This window comes from Enterobacter cloacae complex sp. SHL022 (assembly GCF_049237785.1).
Taxonomy (GTDB): Bacteria; Pseudomonadota; Gammaproteobacteria; order Enterobacterales; family Enterobacteriaceae; genus Enterobacter; species Enterobacter hormaechei_C.
This window is the reverse complement of record NZ_JBMKJH010000005.1, coordinates 38,668-54,311: the sequence shown is the minus strand read 5'-3', so window position 1 is coordinate 54,311 and position 15,644 is coordinate 38,668. Positions and strand designations below refer to the sequence as shown.

The 15,644-nt window shown below is 55.6% G+C and carries 12 protein-coding genes; 8 read left to right on the top strand and 4 right to left on the bottom strand.

Translation table 11 applies throughout. The annotated features are described in order from the left end of the window. Positions 1 to 6: 6 nt before the first annotated feature. Positions 7 to 2,115: a bifunctional 23S rRNA (guanine(2069)-N(7))-methyltransferase RlmK/23S rRNA (guanine(2445)-N(2))-methyltransferase RlmL gene (gene rlmKL / locus ACOTZD_RS11485; protein ID WP_003858171.1), complete on the bottom strand. Its 2,109-nt coding sequence runs from the start codon at positions 2,113 to 2,115 to the stop codon at positions 7 to 9. A 98-nt stretch (positions 2,116 to 2,213) separates the two neighbouring features. Here rlmKL and ACOTZD_RS11480 point away from each other — a divergent pair, with 98 nt between their 5' ends. After that, positions 2,214 to 3,323 carry a YcbX family protein gene (locus ACOTZD_RS11480; RefSeq protein ID WP_003858174.1) on the top strand — a complete coding sequence of 370 codons (1,110 nt, stop codon included), beginning with the start codon at positions 2,214 to 2,216 and terminating at the stop codon, positions 3,321 to 3,323. On the opposite strand, the gene zapC is transcribed toward ACOTZD_RS11480, so the two are convergent. Beyond that, positions 3,320 to 3,862, bottom strand: a complete 543-nt coding sequence (gene zapC / locus ACOTZD_RS11475; protein ID WP_003858176.1) for a cell division protein ZapC — start codon at positions 3,860 to 3,862, stop codon at positions 3,320 to 3,322. The genes ACOTZD_RS11480 and zapC overlap by 4 nt on opposite strands. A gap of 166 nt (positions 3,863 to 4,028) precedes the next feature. Then, positions 4,029 to 5,039, bottom strand: a complete 1,011-nt coding sequence (pyrD, locus tag ACOTZD_RS11470) for a quinone-dependent dihydroorotate dehydrogenase (RefSeq protein WP_015570907.1) — start codon at positions 5,037 to 5,039, stop codon at positions 4,029 to 4,031. 248 nt (positions 5,040 to 5,287) lie between these two features. Here pyrD and ssuE point away from each other — a divergent pair, with 248 nt between their 5' ends. The 5 genes from ssuE to ssuB are packed head-to-tail and all read left to right on the top strand — an operon-like array spanning position 5,288 to position 9,528. Continuing rightward, complete coding sequence (ssuE, locus tag ACOTZD_RS11465) at positions 5,288 to 5,863, top strand: NADPH-dependent FMN reductase (protein WP_003858180.1); 576 nt, start codon at positions 5,288 to 5,290, stop codon at positions 5,861 to 5,863. Beyond that, entirely contained in the window at positions 5,856 to 6,818 is a 963-nt protein-coding gene (locus tag ACOTZD_RS11460) for a sulfonate ABC transporter substrate-binding protein (RefSeq protein WP_023315761.1), read from the top strand. The genes ssuE and ACOTZD_RS11460 overlap by 8 nt, the downstream gene beginning before the upstream one ends. Beyond that, a complete protein-coding gene (gene ssuD / locus ACOTZD_RS11455; RefSeq protein WP_174402237.1) occupies positions 6,815 to 7,960 on the top strand; it encodes an FMNH2-dependent alkanesulfonate monooxygenase in 1,146 nt (381 codons plus the stop codon). The genes ACOTZD_RS11460 and ssuD overlap by 4 nt, the downstream gene beginning before the upstream one ends. A gap of 9 nt (positions 7,961 to 7,969) precedes the next feature. Continuing rightward, entirely contained in the window at positions 7,970 to 8,761 is a 792-nt protein-coding gene (gene ssuC, locus ACOTZD_RS11450) for an aliphatic sulfonate ABC transporter permease SsuC (RefSeq protein WP_003858185.1), read from the top strand. Next, positions 8,758 to 9,528, top strand: a complete 771-nt coding sequence (ssuB, locus tag ACOTZD_RS11445) for an aliphatic sulfonates ABC transporter ATP-binding protein (protein WP_023324411.1) — start codon at positions 8,758 to 8,760, stop codon at positions 9,526 to 9,528. The genes ssuC and ssuB overlap by 4 nt, the downstream gene beginning before the upstream one ends. A gap of 102 nt (positions 9,529 to 9,630) precedes the next feature. Here the strand turns inward: ssuB and pepN are convergent, their stop codons facing one another. Continuing rightward, the gene (gene pepN / locus ACOTZD_RS11440) at positions 9,631 to 12,243 is read right to left on the bottom strand and encodes an aminopeptidase N (RefSeq protein ID WP_022650731.1); all 2,613 of its coding nucleotides are present in this window, start codon (positions 12,241 to 12,243) and stop codon (positions 9,631 to 9,633) included. Positions 12,244 to 12,497: 254 nt separating this feature from the next. Between pepN and pncB the strand changes: the two genes are divergently transcribed. After that, positions 12,498 to 13,700: a nicotinate phosphoribosyltransferase gene (pncB, locus tag ACOTZD_RS11435; RefSeq protein ID WP_174402236.1), complete on the top strand. Its 1,203-nt coding sequence runs from the start codon at positions 12,498 to 12,500 to the stop codon at positions 13,698 to 13,700. Positions 13,701 to 13,868: 168 nt separating this feature from the next. Next, entirely contained in the window at positions 13,869 to 15,269 is a 1,401-nt protein-coding gene (gene asnS, locus ACOTZD_RS11430) for an asparagine--tRNA ligase (protein ID WP_003858191.1), read from the top strand. Positions 15,270 to 15,644: the final 375 nt, after the last annotated feature.

Below are 15,644 nucleotides of genomic sequence, written 5' to 3'. Positions count from 1 at the left end.
TTCCTTTCAGACCGCGGAGATCAGCCAGCAGTTGTGGATTTGACGGTTACGGGCAAAGTCCTGAGACAGCGTTTTTTGGCTGATTTCTTGTGCTTTCAGTCCCAGTTCGGCCAGGCCGTCGTGATCCATGCGGAATCCGCGCTTGTTGTTCGAGAACATAATGGTGCCGCCTTTACGCAGCAGGCGTTTCAGGTCGGTCATCAGGCGCAGGTGATCGCGTTGAACGTCAAAGCTATCCTCCATACGCTTGGAGTTAGAGAAGGTCGGCGGATCGATAAAGATCAGGTCAAACTGCTCGTCGGTATCGCGCAGCCAGCCCAGCACGTCGGCCTGTAACAGGCGATGCTGACGACCGGTTAAGCCGTTAAGACGCAGGTTGCGCTCTGCCCACTCCAGATAAGTTCGTGACATATCTACCGTGGTGGTGCTACGCGCGCCGCCAAGCCCCGCATGAACGCTGGCGCTGCCGGTATAGGAGAACAGGTTCAGGAAGTCTTTGCCCTTGCTCATCTGGCCCAGCATGCGGCGGGCGATACGGTGGTCGAGGAACAGACCGGTATCAAGGTAGTCGGTCAGGTTAACCCACAGGCGCGCGTTATATTCGCCCACTTCGATGAAGTCACCCTTCTCGCCCATCTTCTGATACTGGTTTTTGCCTTTCTGACGCTCACGGGTTTTCAGCACCAGCTTGTTTGGCGAAATGCCGAGTACGGCGATGGTGGCCGCAATCACATCCAGCATACGCTGACGCGCTTTTTGCGCATCGATAGTTTTCGGCGGGGCGTATTCCTGAACCACTACCCAGTCCGCATAGCGGTCAACCGCCACGTTGTATTCCGGCAGGTCAGCGTCGTACAGGCGATAACATTCGATGCCTTCCTGCTTTGCCCACTTCTCAAATTTCTTCAGGTTTTTGCGCAGGCGGTTGGCGTAATCTTCCGCCACGCCTGACGGTTTGCTATCCGCCGCTATCTCTGCCAGATGGTAGTTTTTCTGCACGCAGTCCAGCGGGCCGTTTTTCGCCTTGAACTGGCGATCGGCACGCAATTGCAGGCAGCTCAGCAGCTCCGGCGAGGCGCTAAACAGGGAGAGGTTCCAGCCGCCGAAATGCGCTTTCATGTTGCGGCCCAGCAGGCTGTGCAGTGCAATCAGCGCCGGCTCGCTGTCCAGACGCTCACCATACGGCGGGTTGCTGATCACCGTACCGTACGGGCCTTTTGGCAACGGGTTGGTCAGGTTCGCCACGTCTTTCACCTCGAAGGTGACCAGCTCGCCGATACCGGCACGACGGGCGTTGCTGCGCGCACGTTCAATCACCCGTGCATCGCTGTCCGAACCGTAAAAGTGAGAGGTGTATTCCGCCAGCCCTTTACGGGCGCGGGTCTGCGCATCGTCTTTGACCTCTTTCCAGATGGCCTCATCGTGCTGTGCCCAGCCTTTGAAGCCCCAGTGGCCGCGGTGCAGCCCTGGCGCACGGTCGGTGGCCAGCATCGCGGCTTCAATCAGCAGCGTACCGGAACCGCACATCGGATCGAGCAGCGGCGTACCTGGCTGCCATCCGGAGCGCATCACGATAGCGGCAGCCAGCGTTTCTTTGATCGGCGCCATCCCGGTGCGATCGCGATAACCGCGCAGATGCAGGCCTGCGCCGCTCAGATCAAGGGAAATACTGGCCGTATCGCCGTTCAGCCAGACGTTGATACGCAGATCCGGGTTTTCACGGTCAACGTTCGGACGTTCTTTATTACGACGCGTGAAGCAGTCCACAATGGCATCCTTAACGCGCAGGGCACCGTACTGGCTGTTGCGGATCTCATCGTTGACGCCGTTGAAATGCACCGCAAAGGTGGCGTCCGGGGTGAAGATCTCTGTCCAGTCGATCATCTGTACGCCGGTGTAGAGATCAAGATCGCTGTAGACCTTGCACTCTTTCATCGGCAGCATGATGCGCGACGCCAGACGGCTCCACATCAGGCTCTGGTAAATAAGCCGCGTGTCGCCCTCAAAATGGACACCACCCTGAACCACCCGGCACTCTTTCGCGCCCAGGGCTTCCAGTTCAGTTTTTAACAGCTCTTCCAGCCCACGGGCCGTACTGGCAAACAGAGAATTCATATCGTCACTTTTACTCATAGAAAATTGTCGCGCATTATAGCTAATATGGCGTGTATGTCATAAAGTTGAAGGCTTATTTTCTTTAGCGGGAGTGTGTAGTGGCGACGTTATCCAGGCTTTTTATTCATCCGGTGAAATCGATGCGCGGTATCGGCGTGACTCACGCGCTGGCCGATATGAGCGGATTCGCCTTCGATCGTATTTTTATGGTCACCGAGCCTGACGGTACGTTTATCACCGCACGTCAGTTCCCGCAGATGGTTCGCTTTACGCCTTCCCCGCTTCATGACGGGCTGCATTTGACCGCGCCAGACGGTTCAAGCGTCGTGATCCGCTTTGCTGATTTTGCGCCGCTTGATGCGCCAACGGAAGTGTGGGGCAATCATTTTACCGCGCGTATCGCGCCGGATAACATTAACCAGTGGCTCAGCGGCTTTTTCTCCCGTGACGTTCAGCTGCGCTGGGTTGGGCCTGCGCTGACCCGTCGCGTGAAGCGCCACGATGCGGTTCCCCTCTCCTTCGCGGATGGTTTTCCCTTTCTGCTGACCAGCGAGGCCTCGCTGCGAGATTTACAAAAACGTTGCAAAGCCAGCGTGCAGATGGAGCAGTTTCGCCCGAATCTGGTGGTGACCGGAGCGGAGGCCTGGGATGAAGATACCTGGAAAGTCATCCGCATCGGCAGCGTTATTTTTGACGTGGTGAAACCGTGCAGCCGCTGTATTCTCACCACCATTAGCCCGGAGAAAGGCCAGAAGCATCCTTCCGGTGAACCGCTAAAAACCTTGCAGTCATTTCGCACCGCGCAGGATAAAGGTGATGTCGACTTCGGCCAGAACCTGATCCCCCGCTCCAGCGGCGTGATCCGCGTGGGCGACGAGATCGAGATCCTTACCCGAGGGCCTGCCAGGGTGTATGGCGCAGGTCAGGAAGAAGAGATGGTTGACGTGGTAACCAACGTCGCTTCCGCGGTGGATATTCACTGGGAAGGCAAAGTTATCCGTGGTAACAATCAGCAGGTGCTACTGGAACAACTGGAACAGGCGGGTATCCGCGTACCGTATTCCTGTCGCGCGGGGATTTGCGGATGCTGTCGCATTAAACTGGTCGATGGTGAAGTGAGTGCCCTGAAGAAATCTGCGATTGGCGGTGACGGCACGATCCTGTGCTGTAGCTGTGTCCCGAAAACATCCGTACAGCTGGAAGCTTAAACCGCCTGTTCGAGGCTGAAGGAATCAACGCGCAGCTGTGGCTTCAGCCTGTCGTTCATCACTTTGATGGCATCACCTAACTGCATAACTCGCCCGGCAATGTTCACGCCGGGTTGGGCCAGCAAACAGAGCGCAGCGTTTTCACCGGGTTCAACCACCAGCAAATTCACCTCCTCTTCGGTATCGCTCAGATTGACGCTCGCCGCATCGCCGATAGCCGGGGTCCAGCTCATGCCGTGCGCAAGGAAATGCCAGCTTTTCGGCATTTGCGGTTTCAGGAAACGGATCGCCACCAGCGCGTTTAATACCAGTTCGGCGCGCTGTTCTTTGGAGAGATCGAGATCGCGGCATTTTTCTTCAAAAGAGAAATAGAGCGCGGCATCGTCAACGCAAAAGCCTGAGGGAGCAAACGCGTCTGGCGTTAACATTCGGCGCGCAAAACGAGAGCGAAACAACATGCCGTTGGCTAAGTCGAGCATCATACGGTCATGCTCTTCACAAAAATACCAGCGCCAGTTATCGTCAGGTTTAATTCGCATGTTTCTCTCCCGTCCCCTAAACGTCCTGTACTAAAAATGTCCTGTTTGCCGCTTCGCTTATAACACTAGTAATAAAAGACTATAATGTCTAAATAAGCAACAATGACGGAATATAAAACAACCAGGGCTGGAAATAAAGCCCTGGTTGTCTGATTAAGAGAAAAGATTAGATATGCGTGACGATTTCTTTAATCAGCGGCGGCCCTTTAAAAATAAAGCCGGAATAAATTTGCACCAGCGATGCGCCTGCCGCCATCTTCTCACGTGCAGCGATGACGGAGTCAATGCCACCCACGCCAATAATCGGCAGCTGGCCTTTTAATTCCGCGGAGAGTGCGCGAATAATTTCGGTGCTTTTTAATTGTACCGGACGGCCACTTAATCCACCCGCTTCGTCACAGTTTTTCATTCCCTGAACGAGAGAGCGATCGAGTGTCGTATTGGTCGCAATCACACCATCAATATTATGGCGAACTAAACTGTCGGCAACCTGGATCAATTCTTCTGCCGAAAGATCCGGGGCGATCTTAACCGCGACCGGAACATATTTATGGTGGATCGCCTGTAGCGCCGTTTGTTTATTTTTAATGGCGCTAAGAAGATCGTCGAGCGCTTCGCCATATTGTAATGAACGCAGCCCTGGGGTGTTAGGCGAGGAAATATTCACCGCAATATAACCGGCATAGGCATAGACTTTTTCCATACAAATCAGATAGTCATCTTTACCCTGCTCGACCGGCGTGTCTTTATTTTTGCCAATATTTATACCCAGCACGCCATCAAAATGGGCTTTCTTAACGTTCTCAACCAGATGATCGACGCCAAGGTTATTAAAGCCCATGCGGTTGATCAGCCCTTCGGCTTCAACCAGGCGAAACAGACGTGGCTTGTCATTTCCCGGCTGCGGACGCGGCGTTACCGTCCCGATTTCGATCGAGCCAAAGCCCATCGCACCGAGTGCATCAATGCATTCGCCATTTTTGTCCAGACCGGCCGCCAGGCCCAGTGGATTTTTGAAAGTCAGGCCCATGCACTGAACTGGTTTTTCCGGCACGTTTTGACGCACCAGCGCGGCCAGAGGCGTTCCTGTAATACGGCGTAACTGCTGAAATGTAAATTCATGAGCGCGCTCAGGATCGAGCTGGAAAAGGGCTTTACGAACGAAGGGGTAGTACATGAACTCTCCTGGATTCCCGGTGTGCAAACCGGGAGGGGATTATGTGCGATCCCGCCCGGAAAGGGAATTGACCTGTGGCAAAAAAGCCACGTAAAACGCAATCGTTTACTTATCGGTTCGCTTCTTATGCATTTTTCTGCATTCATCCTGAGGATAAATCATTTAGTGGAATAACCACGCAATGTCACACTCCTGAAAATTGTTATGAATGTTAGATAAAAGCAAACAATTAGTTATAAGGAGCAACCATGCGCGTCATTACCCTGGCCGGAAGCCCCCGCTTCCCCTCTCGCTCCAGCGCACTGCTGGAATACGCTCGCGAAAAGCTTAATGCTCTGGATGTCGAAGTGTGTCACTGGAATTTGCACAATTTCGCGCCTGAAGATCTGCTCTACGCCCGTTTCGACAGCCCGGCGCTGAAAACCCTGATCGAACAACTTAAGAGTGCTGACGGGCTGGTCGTCGCGACACCGATTTATAAAGCTTCTTTTTCCGGCGCACTGAAAACGCTCCTCGATCTGCTGCCCGAACGTGCGCTGGACGGTAAGGTCGTCCTGCCGCTGGCCACAGGCGGTACGGTAGCCCATTTACTGGCGGTGGATTATGCCCTCAAGCCGGTTCTGAACGCGCTGAAAGCACAGGAGATCCTGCATGGCGTCTTCGCTGACGACTCACAGGTAATCGACTACCAGCATAAACCGCATTTCACGCCGAATCTGCAAACCCGCCTCGACAGCGCGCTTGAAACCTTCTGGCACGCCCTGAACCGTCGGGATCGCCACGCGGCGGCATTTCATCAATCACAAGGAGTGGCGCATGTTTAAAACAGTTACCCGTATCGGGCTGGCAGGTCTGCTGGCAGTGGCGTCGCTGGCTCAGGCGACGGTGAAAGCGCCGGAGAGCCTGCGTATCGGTTATCAGAAAGGCAGCGTCAGCATGGTGCTGGCGAAAAGCCATGCGTTGCTGGAGAAGCGTTTCCCGGAGACCAAATTCTCATGGGTCGAGTTCCCTGCCGGACCACAGATGCTGGAGGCGCTGAACGTCGGGAGTATTGATTTAGGCAGCACCGGCGATATCCCGCCGATCTTTGCGCAGGCTGCCGGGGCGGATCTGGTTTACGTTGGCGTTGAGCCCGCCAAGCCGAAGGCAGAGGTTATTTTGGTGCCCGAAAACAGCGAGATCAAAAGCGTCGCCGACCTCAAAGGCCATAAGGTTGCTTTCCAGAAAGGTTCAAGCTCGCACAACCTGCTGCTGCGCGCGTTGCAGGAGGCCGGCCTAAAATTCACCGATATCCAGCCCGTTTACCTGACGCCTGCCGATGCGCGCGCGGCGTTTCAGCAAAAAAATGTTGATGCCTGGGCTATCTGGGATCCGTACTACTCCGCCGCACTGTTGCAGGGCGGTGTGCGGGTGCTGAAAGACGGCACCACCCTGAAGCAGACCGGTTCGTTCTACCTGGCGGCACGTCCTTACGCTGAGAAAAATGGCGCCTTTATTCAGCAGGTGCTGGATACCTTCTCTCAGGCCGATGCGCTGACCCAAAGCCAGCGTCAGCAGAGCATCACGCTGCTGGCAAAAACCATGGGCCTGCCTGAACCGGTGATCGCCACCTATCTTGACCACCGTCCTCCCACCACCATAGCGCCGGTTGACGCCCACGTTGCCGCTCTCCAGCAGCAAACGGCAGACCTCTTTTATCAAAACCGCCTGGTTCCAAAGCAGGTGAATATTCGCGAACGCATCTGGCAACCCGCTGGCATTGAAGGAAAAAAATCATGAGTCTGAATCTTTTCTGGTTTTTACCCACCCACGGTGATGGACACTATCTTGGCACAGAAGAAGGCGCCCGCCCGGTCGATCACGGCTACCTACAGCAGATCGCCCAGGCGGCAGACCGCATCGGTTTTACCGGGGTGCTGATCCCGACGGGCCGTTCATGTGAGGATGCGTGGCTGGTTGCCGCGTCAATGATCCCCGTCACCCAGCGCCTGAAATTCCTGGTAGCCTTGCGCCCGAGCGTGGTGTCGCCCACCGTCGCGGCGCGTCAGGCGGCAACGCTGGACAGGCTTTCCAACGGCCGTGCGCTGTTCAACCTTGTGACGGGCAGCGATCCGCAGGAGCTGGCGGGGGATGGCGTTTTCCTCGATCATACCGAACGCTATGAAGCCTCCGCAGAGTTCACCCGCGTCTGGCGACGTCTGCTGGAAGGGGAAACCGTCACCTTCGAAGGGAAACATATCCACGTTCGCGATGCGCAGCTCTACTTCCCGCCGGTACAGCAGCCGCGCCCTCCCCTCTATTTTGGCGGATCGTCGGACGTGGCGCAGGAGCTGGCGGCCGAGCAGGTCGATCTCTATCTGACCTGGGGCGAACCACCGGAGCTGGTGAAAGAGAAAATTGCTCAGGTACGCGCTAAAGCCGCAGAACATGGCCGTACGGTACGCTTTGGTATTCGCCTGCACGTGATCGTCCGCGAAACCAACGACGAGGCCTGGCAAGCCGCCGACCGTCTGATCGCTCATCTGGACGACGACACTATCGCCAAAGCACAGGCGGCGTTTGCCAAAACCGACTCCGTGGGCCAGCACCGGATGGCCTCCCTGCACAACGGCAAGCGTGAAAATCTTGAGATCAGCCCGAACCTGTGGGCCGGGGTGGGTCTGGTGCGCGGCGGCGCCGGCACGGCGCTGGTCGGCGACGGTCCAACCGTAGCGGCACGCATTAATGAATACGCGGCGCTGGGGATCGACAGCTTTATCCTGTCTGGCTACCCGCATCTGGAGGAGGCGTACAAGGTGGGTGAACTGCTGTTTCCGCACCTGGATGTCGCTATCCCGGAAATTCCGCAGCCACGCCAGCTTCAGTTACAGGGCGAAGCCGTGGCGAACCCGTTTATCCCGAGAAAAGTCGCGCAAAGCTAAGGAGCCACCATGTCTGCAACCGCACAAAAATGGCTACTGCGCGCCGCGCCGTGGTTTCTGCCCGTCGGCATTGTCCTCGTCTGGCAACTGGCGTCTTCAACTGGCTGGCTGTCGAGCCGCATTTTGCCCTCTCCGGAGGGCGTTGTGGAAGCGTTCTGGTCGCTCAGCGCCAGCGGTGAGCTGTGGCAACATCTTGCCATCAGCTCCTGGCGCGCGGTAATCGGCTTTTCGATTGGCGGAAGCATCGGCCTGACGCTGGGGCTGATCAGCGGCCTGTCCCGCTGGGGTGAGCGGCTGCTGGATACCTCCGTTCAGATGCTGCGTAACGTGCCGCATCTGGCGCTTATCCCGCTGGTTATTTTGTGGTTTGGCATTGATGAGAGCGCCAAAATTTTCCTCGTGGCGCTGGGAACGTTATTCCCGATTTATATCAATACCTGGCATGGGATCCGCAATATCGATCGCGGTCTGGTTGAGATGGCCCGCAGCTATGGCCTGTCAGGTTTTGCCCTGTTTACCCATGTGATCCTGCCGGGCGCCCTGCCCTCCATTATGGTTGGGGTGCGTTTTGCGCTCGGCCTGATGTGGCTAACCCTGATCGTGGCGGAAACCATTTCGGCTAACTCCGGCATTGGTTATCTGGCCATGAACGCCCGCGAGTTCCTGCAAACGGACGTGGTGGTGGTTGCCATTATCCTTTATGCCCTGCTCGGCAAACTTGCGGACGTCAGCGCCCAGTGGCTGGAACGTAGCTGGCTGCGCTGGAACCCGGCCTACACCGCTCAGGAGGCGAAAGCATGAATACTGCACGACTGAACCAGGGAACACCGTTACTGCTGAACGGCGTGACCAAACGCTACGGCGACAACACCATTCTGAATGCACTGGATCTGCACATTCCTGCCGGACAGTTTGTTGCCGTTGTCGGCCGCAGCGGTGGCGGCAAGAGTACCCTGCTGCGTCTTTTAGCCGGGCTGGAAGCGCCAAACAGCGGTGACATTCTGGCAGGCACTACGCCGCTGGCCACGATTCAGGATGATACGCGCATGATGTTTCAGGATGCGCGTCTGCTGCCGTGGAAAACGGTGATGGATAACGTCGGGCTGGGCCTGAAGGGCAGCTGGCGGGAGGACGCCCGGCAGGCACTCGCTGCGGTAGGGCTGGAGAATCGCGCGGGAGAGTGGCCTGCGGCCCTGTCGGGTGGACAAAAGCAGCGCGTAGCGCTGGCACGCGCGCTGATTCATCGTCCCGGCCTGCTGCTGCTTGATGAACCGCTCGGCGCGCTTGATGCCCTGACGCGGATCGAAATGCAGGATCTGATTGAAACCCTATGGCAGACGCACGGCTTTACGGTGCTGCTGGTGACGCATGATGTCAGTGAAGCCGTGGCAATGGCAGACAGGGTGCTGTTAATAGAAGAAGGTAAAATTGGTCTGGATCTGACGGTAGATATTCCGCGTCCTCGCCGCGTGGGATCGGCCCGACTGGGGGAGCTGGAAGCCGAAGTGCTGGATCGGGTGATGAAGCGTGGGGTAAGTGAACGGGTGTTGATTAAAGCTAATGCCTGATGCCCGCACCCCGGCCCTCTCCCACAGGGAGAGGGAGAAAAAACTAAAAACGGCAACCGAGGTTGCCGTTTTGCTTTTACCTGCCCACCGGGCAATTTTTTATTACGCTAAGGCCTTAGCAATCTTCTCGTACAGATCGCCAGACAGATTTTCCAGCCCTTTCAGCTGCTCAAGCGCGGCGCGCATTTTCGCCTGACGCTGCGCATCATAACGTTTCAGGCGGATCAGCGGCTCAATCAGACGAGACGCCACCTGCGGGTTACGGCTGTTCAGCTCGGTCAGCATTTCAACCATGAACTGATAACCGCTGCCGTCTTCGGCATGGAACGCGGCCGGGTTGCTGCTGGCGAAGGCACCAATCAGAGAGCGGACGCGGTTCGGGTTGCTCATGGTGAACGAACGGTGCTTCAGCAGGCTACGTACTTTGCTGAGTACATCGGCTGCCGGACTGGTGGCCTGAAGGATGAACCACTTGTCCATCACCAGACCATCCTGATACCACTTGTCGTCGTACTCCTGCATCAGCGCATCGCGGCACGGCAGCTCGGCGGCAACGCTTGCAGCCAGCGCGGCCAGGGCATCCGTCATGTTATCGGCTTCGTGGTACTGCTTGCTGACCAGCGTGTTCGCCAGCTCTGCCTCACCAAACGCCAGATAGCGCAGGCAGGTATTGCGCAGGGAACGTTTACCGATATCCGCATGTTCCACCCGATACGCGTCCAGCTTGTTGGCGTTGTAAATGGCGAGGAACTCATCTGCCAGTTCGGTCGCCAGCGTGCGGGTCAGCGCTTCACGCACGGCGACGATGGCAATCGGATCAATGATGTCAAACAGCTCGGCGATTTCAGTCGCAGACGGCAGCGTTAAAATTTCAGCCGCCAGCGCCGGGTCAATGTTCTCATCCAGCAGGATGGCACGGAACGCGTCTGCCACATGAACCGGCAGCGTCAACGGCTGGCCCTGCTGGTAACGGTTGACGTTCAGCTTGATGTAGGTCGCCAGCAGACTTTGTGCCGCATCCCAGCGCGAGAAATCGTTGCGCGCGTGACGCATCAGGAACGTCAGCTGCTGATCGCTCCACTTGTATTCGAGTTTCACCGGCGCGGAGAATTCGCACAGCAGGGCGGGAACGGGCTGGAAATAGACGTTATCGAAGATAAAGGTCTGCTCTGCCTGGGTCACGTTCAGCACGTTATGCACCGGGTGACCGCCCTTCTGTAACGGGATCACGTTGCCTTCGTTGTCGTACAGCTCAACGCTGAACGGAATGTGCAGCGGATGTTTCTCTTCCTGCTCGGCCGTTGGCGGCGTGCGCTGGCTGATGGTCAGCGTGTACTGCTCGGTTTCCGGGTTGTAGTCGTCTTTGACCGTCACGATCGGCGTACCGGCCTGGCTGTACCAGCGGCGGAAATGAGACAGATCCACGTTAGAGGCGTCCTCCATCGCCTGGACGAAATCGTCGCAGGTGGCCGCACTGCCGTCGTGACGCTCGAAGTAAAGCTGCATCCCTTTCTGGAAATTCTCTTCGCCCAGCAGGGTGTGGATCATGCGGATAATTTCAGCGCCTTTTTCATACACCGTCAGGGTGTAGAAGTTATTCATCTCAATGACTTTATCCGGGCGGATCGGGTGGGCCATTGGGCTGGCATCTTCTGCAAATTGCAGACCACGCATAGTGCGCACGTTGTTGATGCGGTTCACCGCCCTCGATCCCAGATCGGAGCTGAACTCCTGATCGCGGAAGACGGTTAAGCCCTCTTTCAGGCTCAGCTGGAACCAGTCGCGACAGGTGACGCGGTTCCCGGTCCAGTTATGAAAATATTCGTGGCCGATAACGCGTTCGATATCGAGGTAATCTTTATCCGTGGCGGTATCGGTACGCGCCAGCACGTATTTGGAGTTAAAGATGTTAAGACCTTTATTCTCCATCGCGCCCATGTTGAAGAAATCGACAGCAACAATCATATAGATGTCGAGGTCATATTCGAGACCAAAGCGCGTTTCATCCCACTTCATGGAGTTGATGAGAGAGGTCATTGCCCACGGTGCGCGGTCAAGGTTGCCACGATCCACGAACAGCTCCAGCGCGACTTCACGGCCAGAGCGCGTTTTAAAGGTGTCGCGGAGAACATCGAAATCTCCCGCCACCAGCGCAAACAGATAGCAGGGTTTCGGGAACGGATCCTGCCACTGTACCCAGTGACGGCCATTCTCCATTTCCCCCTCGCCAATCCGGTTGCCGTTGGAGAGCAGGTACGGGTACAGCGTTTTGTCGGCAATAATTTTGGTGGTAAAGCGCGCCAGGACGTCCGGGCGATCAAGATACCAGGTAATGTGGCGGAAACCTTCGGCTTCACACTGGGTACACAGGGCTACGCCTGACTGGTAAAGCCCTTCCAGCGCGGTATTGGCGGCAGGGCTAATTTCATTCACGATGCGCAGGGTAAAGCGTTCCGGCAGGTTGTCGATGACCAGCTGGTTGCCTTCTTCTTTATAGTCTGACCAGGCTTCATCGTTAATATGCAGGGAAACCAGCGTCAGGTCTTCACCATCCAGACGCAGCGGCACGGCTGTCGCGCTCTGGCGCGTCACCTGGCTTACCGCCGTCACGACGGTTTTTGTGGCATCCAGGTCGAAAGTCAGATCGATATCGCTTATCAGGTATTCCGGCGCACGGTAGTCGTGGCGGTATTTAGCTTGTGGCTGTTGTGTCATAGAAAACCTTATGCATCGTTTGTCGAGTAACGATTCAATATATTCCTGTTGTGTAAAACGCGCTATGCAGAATGTTCATCTTTTCAGGCACAACGCCCTTTTTAGCTACATTTTTATAACACGGGGCACGAAATGCTCTCGACCATAAAGTGTGCTTATGTTGTGATCGGGGTTCAATAAATCACTAAACAGGGTATACTCCGGAGTTGTTTATTGTACTAAACGCTCCCGTGAGAGGATGCTACAGCGCACCTATGACTCAATTCGCTTCTCCGGTTCTGCATACGTTGCTGGATACCGACGCGTACAAGCTGCATATGCAGCAAGCCGTGTTTCACCACTATCATGATGTCCATGTTGCGGCGGAATTTCGCTGCCGGGGTGACGACTTGCTGGGTATCTACGCAGATTCCATTCGTGAACAGGTCGAGGCCATGCAGCATCTGGCGCTCACCGATGACGAATATCAGTGGCTTTCAGGCCTGCCTTTCTTCAAAGCGGACTATCTGAACTGGCTGCGTGAGTTCCGCTATAAGCCGGAACAGGTCACCGTCACCAATGATAACGGCAAGCTGGACATTCGTCTGACCGGCCCGTGGCGGCAGGTGATCATGTGGGAAGTGCCGCTTCTGGCCGTGATCAGCGAGCTGGCCCACCGCTATCGCTCCCCTGAAACCGGTGTGACGCAGGCGGTCGCCGCTCTGGAGAATAAACTCGTTGAGTTTTCCAGACTGACCGAAGGGCTGGATATGTCCCGCTTCCGTCTGATGGACTTTGGCACGCGCCGCCGCTTCTCTCGCGAGGTTCAGGAAGCCATTGTCAGACGTCTGCAACAGGAGCCGTGGTTCGTTGGCACCAGTAACTACGATCTGGCACGTCGCCTTGATTTAACGCCGATGGGCACCCAGGCGCACGAATGGTTCCAGGCGCACCAGCAGATCAGCCCTGACCTTGCCAACAGCCAGCGCGCCGCCCTCGCCGCGTGGCTAGAGGAATACCCGGATCGGCTGGGTATTGCCCTTACCGACTGCATTACCATGGACGCGTTCCTGCGCGACTTTGGCCCTGAGTTTGCCGAACGCTACCAGGGGTTACGCCATGATTCCGGGGACCCGGTTGAATGGGGTGAGAAAGCCATCGCCCATTACGAAAAGCTGGGTATCGACCCAATGAGTAAGGTGCTGGTCTTCTCCGATAACCTTGATCTGGCAAAAGCCGTCGACCTTTATCGCCATTTCTCATCGCGGGTGAACCTGAGTTTCGGGATTGGTACGCGGTTAACCTGTGATATCCCTCAGGTGAAACCGCTGAACATCGTCATAAAACTGGTGGAATGTAACGGTAAGCCGGTCGCGAAGCTCTCCGACAGCCCTGGCAAAACCATCTGCCATGACAAAGCGTTTGTCCGCGCATTACGTAAAGCCTTCGATCTGCCTCAGGTTAAAAAAGCCAGTTAACGGCTTCGGGGGAGCCTTCATGGCTCCCCTTCTCTTATTTATTTCTTATTTCTTCTCTCAAGACGGTGAAATTTACTTGTCTGATAGCGGATGGCAGGTAACATAGATATCCCCCCTATAAGGGCGGACAAGTGTTTATTTTTTCCGACTATTAACAGAGAGAATATTATGAGCGTTGTGCCTGTAGCCGACGTACTCCAGGGCCGTGTCGCCGTTGACCAGGAGGTCACCGTGCGCGGATGGGTGCGTACTCGCCGAGATTCTAAAGCTGGCATCTCCTTCCTCGCCGTCTATGACGGTTCCTGCTTTGATCCTGTACAGGCCGTCATTAATAATTCTCTGCCCAATTACAATGATGACGTTCTGCACCTGACAACCGGCTGTTCCGTGATCGTCACCGGTGTTGTGGTGGCCTCTCCGGGCCAGGGTCAGAGCTACGAAATTCAGGCGACCTCGGTGGAAGTGACCGGCTGGGTTGAAGATCCGGACACCTATCCGATGGCTGCAAAGCGTCACAGCATCGAATATCTGCGTGAAGTTGCGCACCTGCGTCCGCGCACCAACCTGATTGGTGCGGTTGCCCGCGTGCGTCATACGCTGGCGCAGGCGCTGCATCGCTTCTTTGACGAGCAGGGTTACTTCTGGGTTTCTACTCCGCTGATCACGGCATCCGATACCGAAGGCGCAGGTGAAATGTTCCGCGTTTCAACGCTGGATATGGAAAACCTGCCGCGTACGCCGGAAGGTAAAGTGGATTACGACAAAGACTTCTTTGGTAAAGAAGCCTTCCTGACGGTTTCTGGCCAGCTGAACGGCGAAACCTACGCCTGTGCGCTGTCTAAGATTTACACCTTCGGCCCAACCTTCCGTGCGGAAAACTCCAACACCAGCCGTCACCTGGCGGAATTCTGGATGCTGGAGCCGGAAGTGGCCTTTGCCGATCTGAATGACGTGGCAGGCCTGGCAGAAGCGATGCTGAAATACGTGTTCAAAGCGGTTCTCGAAGAGCGTGCAGACGACATGAAATTCTTCGCTGAGCGTGTCGATAACGACGCCATCGCCCGTCTTGAGCGCTTCGTCTCCGCAGACTTCGCGCAGGTGGATTACACCGACGCGGTCGCTATCCTGGAAAAATGCGGTGAGAAATTCGAAAACCCGGTTTACTGGGGCGTGGATCTCTCCTCCGAGCACGAACGTTATCTGGCAGAGAAGCACTTCAAAGCACCGGTTGTGGTGAAAAATTATCCGAAAGACATTAAGGCGTTCTATATGCGCCTTAACGAAGACGGTAAAACCGTTGCCGCGATGGACGTGCTGGCGCCGGGCATCGGTGAGATTATCGGTGGCTCCCAGCGTGAAGAGCGACTGGATGTGCTGGACGCGCGTATGCAGGAGATGGGTCTGAACCCGGCGGACTACAGCTGGTATCGCGATCTCCGTCGCTACGGCACCGTCCCGCACTCCGGCTTTGGCCTGGGCTTTGAACGTCTGATTGCTTACGTAACAGGTGTTCAGAACGTTCGTGATGTGATTCCGTTCCCACGCACACCGCGTAACGCAAGTTTCTAACCGACCAAATCCTTAATGGCCAGCAAATGCTGGCCATTATTTTATCCTGCAATGTCAGTTTTCGTCAGTCAAAAGTAAGCGTCTTTAAACCACAACCCCGCGATTACCTCTACCTGTTACGTTTTGTTTCCACGAAATATCCTGCGATAAAAAAATAACCCCATTTTTATGGCGCTTAATACAATCCTTACGCAATAGCACAAAAAAACAACCACCCTCACAGCCATCTGGATGGCTTTTGTCGATTATAAGAAAAAATGAGCCGTTTAACTTCTGTTTATACGAAAGGTCTTTAGCTAAATTAAACATAAGGAAATCATATATATAAGAATAAAGCGGAGGGTTAATTCACCAGAAAGCGCTGAAGTTTGAGGT

Excerpts from the sequence above, each read along its gene's own strand:
- zapC (WP_003858176.1), bottom strand. The coding sequence starts at position 3,862 with ATGCGAATTAAACCTGACGATAACTGGCGCTGGTATTTTTGTGAAGAG.
- ssuE (WP_003858180.1), top strand. The coding sequence starts at position 5,288 with ATGCGCGTCATTACCCTGGCCGGAAGCCCCCGCTTCCCCTCTCGCTCC.
- pepN (WP_022650731.1), bottom strand. The coding sequence starts at position 12,243 with ATGACACAACAGCCACAAGCTAAATACCGCCACGACTACCGTGCGCCG.
- asnS (WP_003858191.1), top strand. The coding sequence starts at position 13,869 with ATGAGCGTTGTGCCTGTAGCCGACGTACTCCAGGGCCGTGTCGCCGTT.
- ACOTZD_RS11460 (WP_023315761.1), top strand. The coding sequence starts at position 5,856 with ATGTTTAAAACAGTTACCCGTATCGGGCTGGCAGGTCTGCTGGCAGTG.
- pncB (WP_174402236.1), top strand. The coding sequence starts at position 12,498 with ATGACTCAATTCGCTTCTCCGGTTCTGCATACGTTGCTGGATACCGAC.
- ssuB (WP_023324411.1), top strand. The coding sequence starts at position 8,758 with ATGAATACTGCACGACTGAACCAGGGAACACCGTTACTGCTGAACGGC.
- ssuC (WP_003858185.1), top strand. The coding sequence starts at position 7,970 with ATGTCTGCAACCGCACAAAAATGGCTACTGCGCGCCGCGCCGTGGTTT.
- rlmKL (WP_003858171.1), bottom strand. The coding sequence starts at position 2,115 with ATGAATTCTCTGTTTGCCAGTACGGCCCGTGGGCTGGAAGAGCTGTTA.
- pyrD (WP_015570907.1), bottom strand. The coding sequence starts at position 5,039 with ATGTACTACCCCTTCGTTCGTAAAGCCCTTTTCCAGCTCGATCCTGAG.
- ssuD (WP_174402237.1), top strand. The coding sequence starts at position 6,815 with ATGAGTCTGAATCTTTTCTGGTTTTTACCCACCCACGGTGATGGACAC.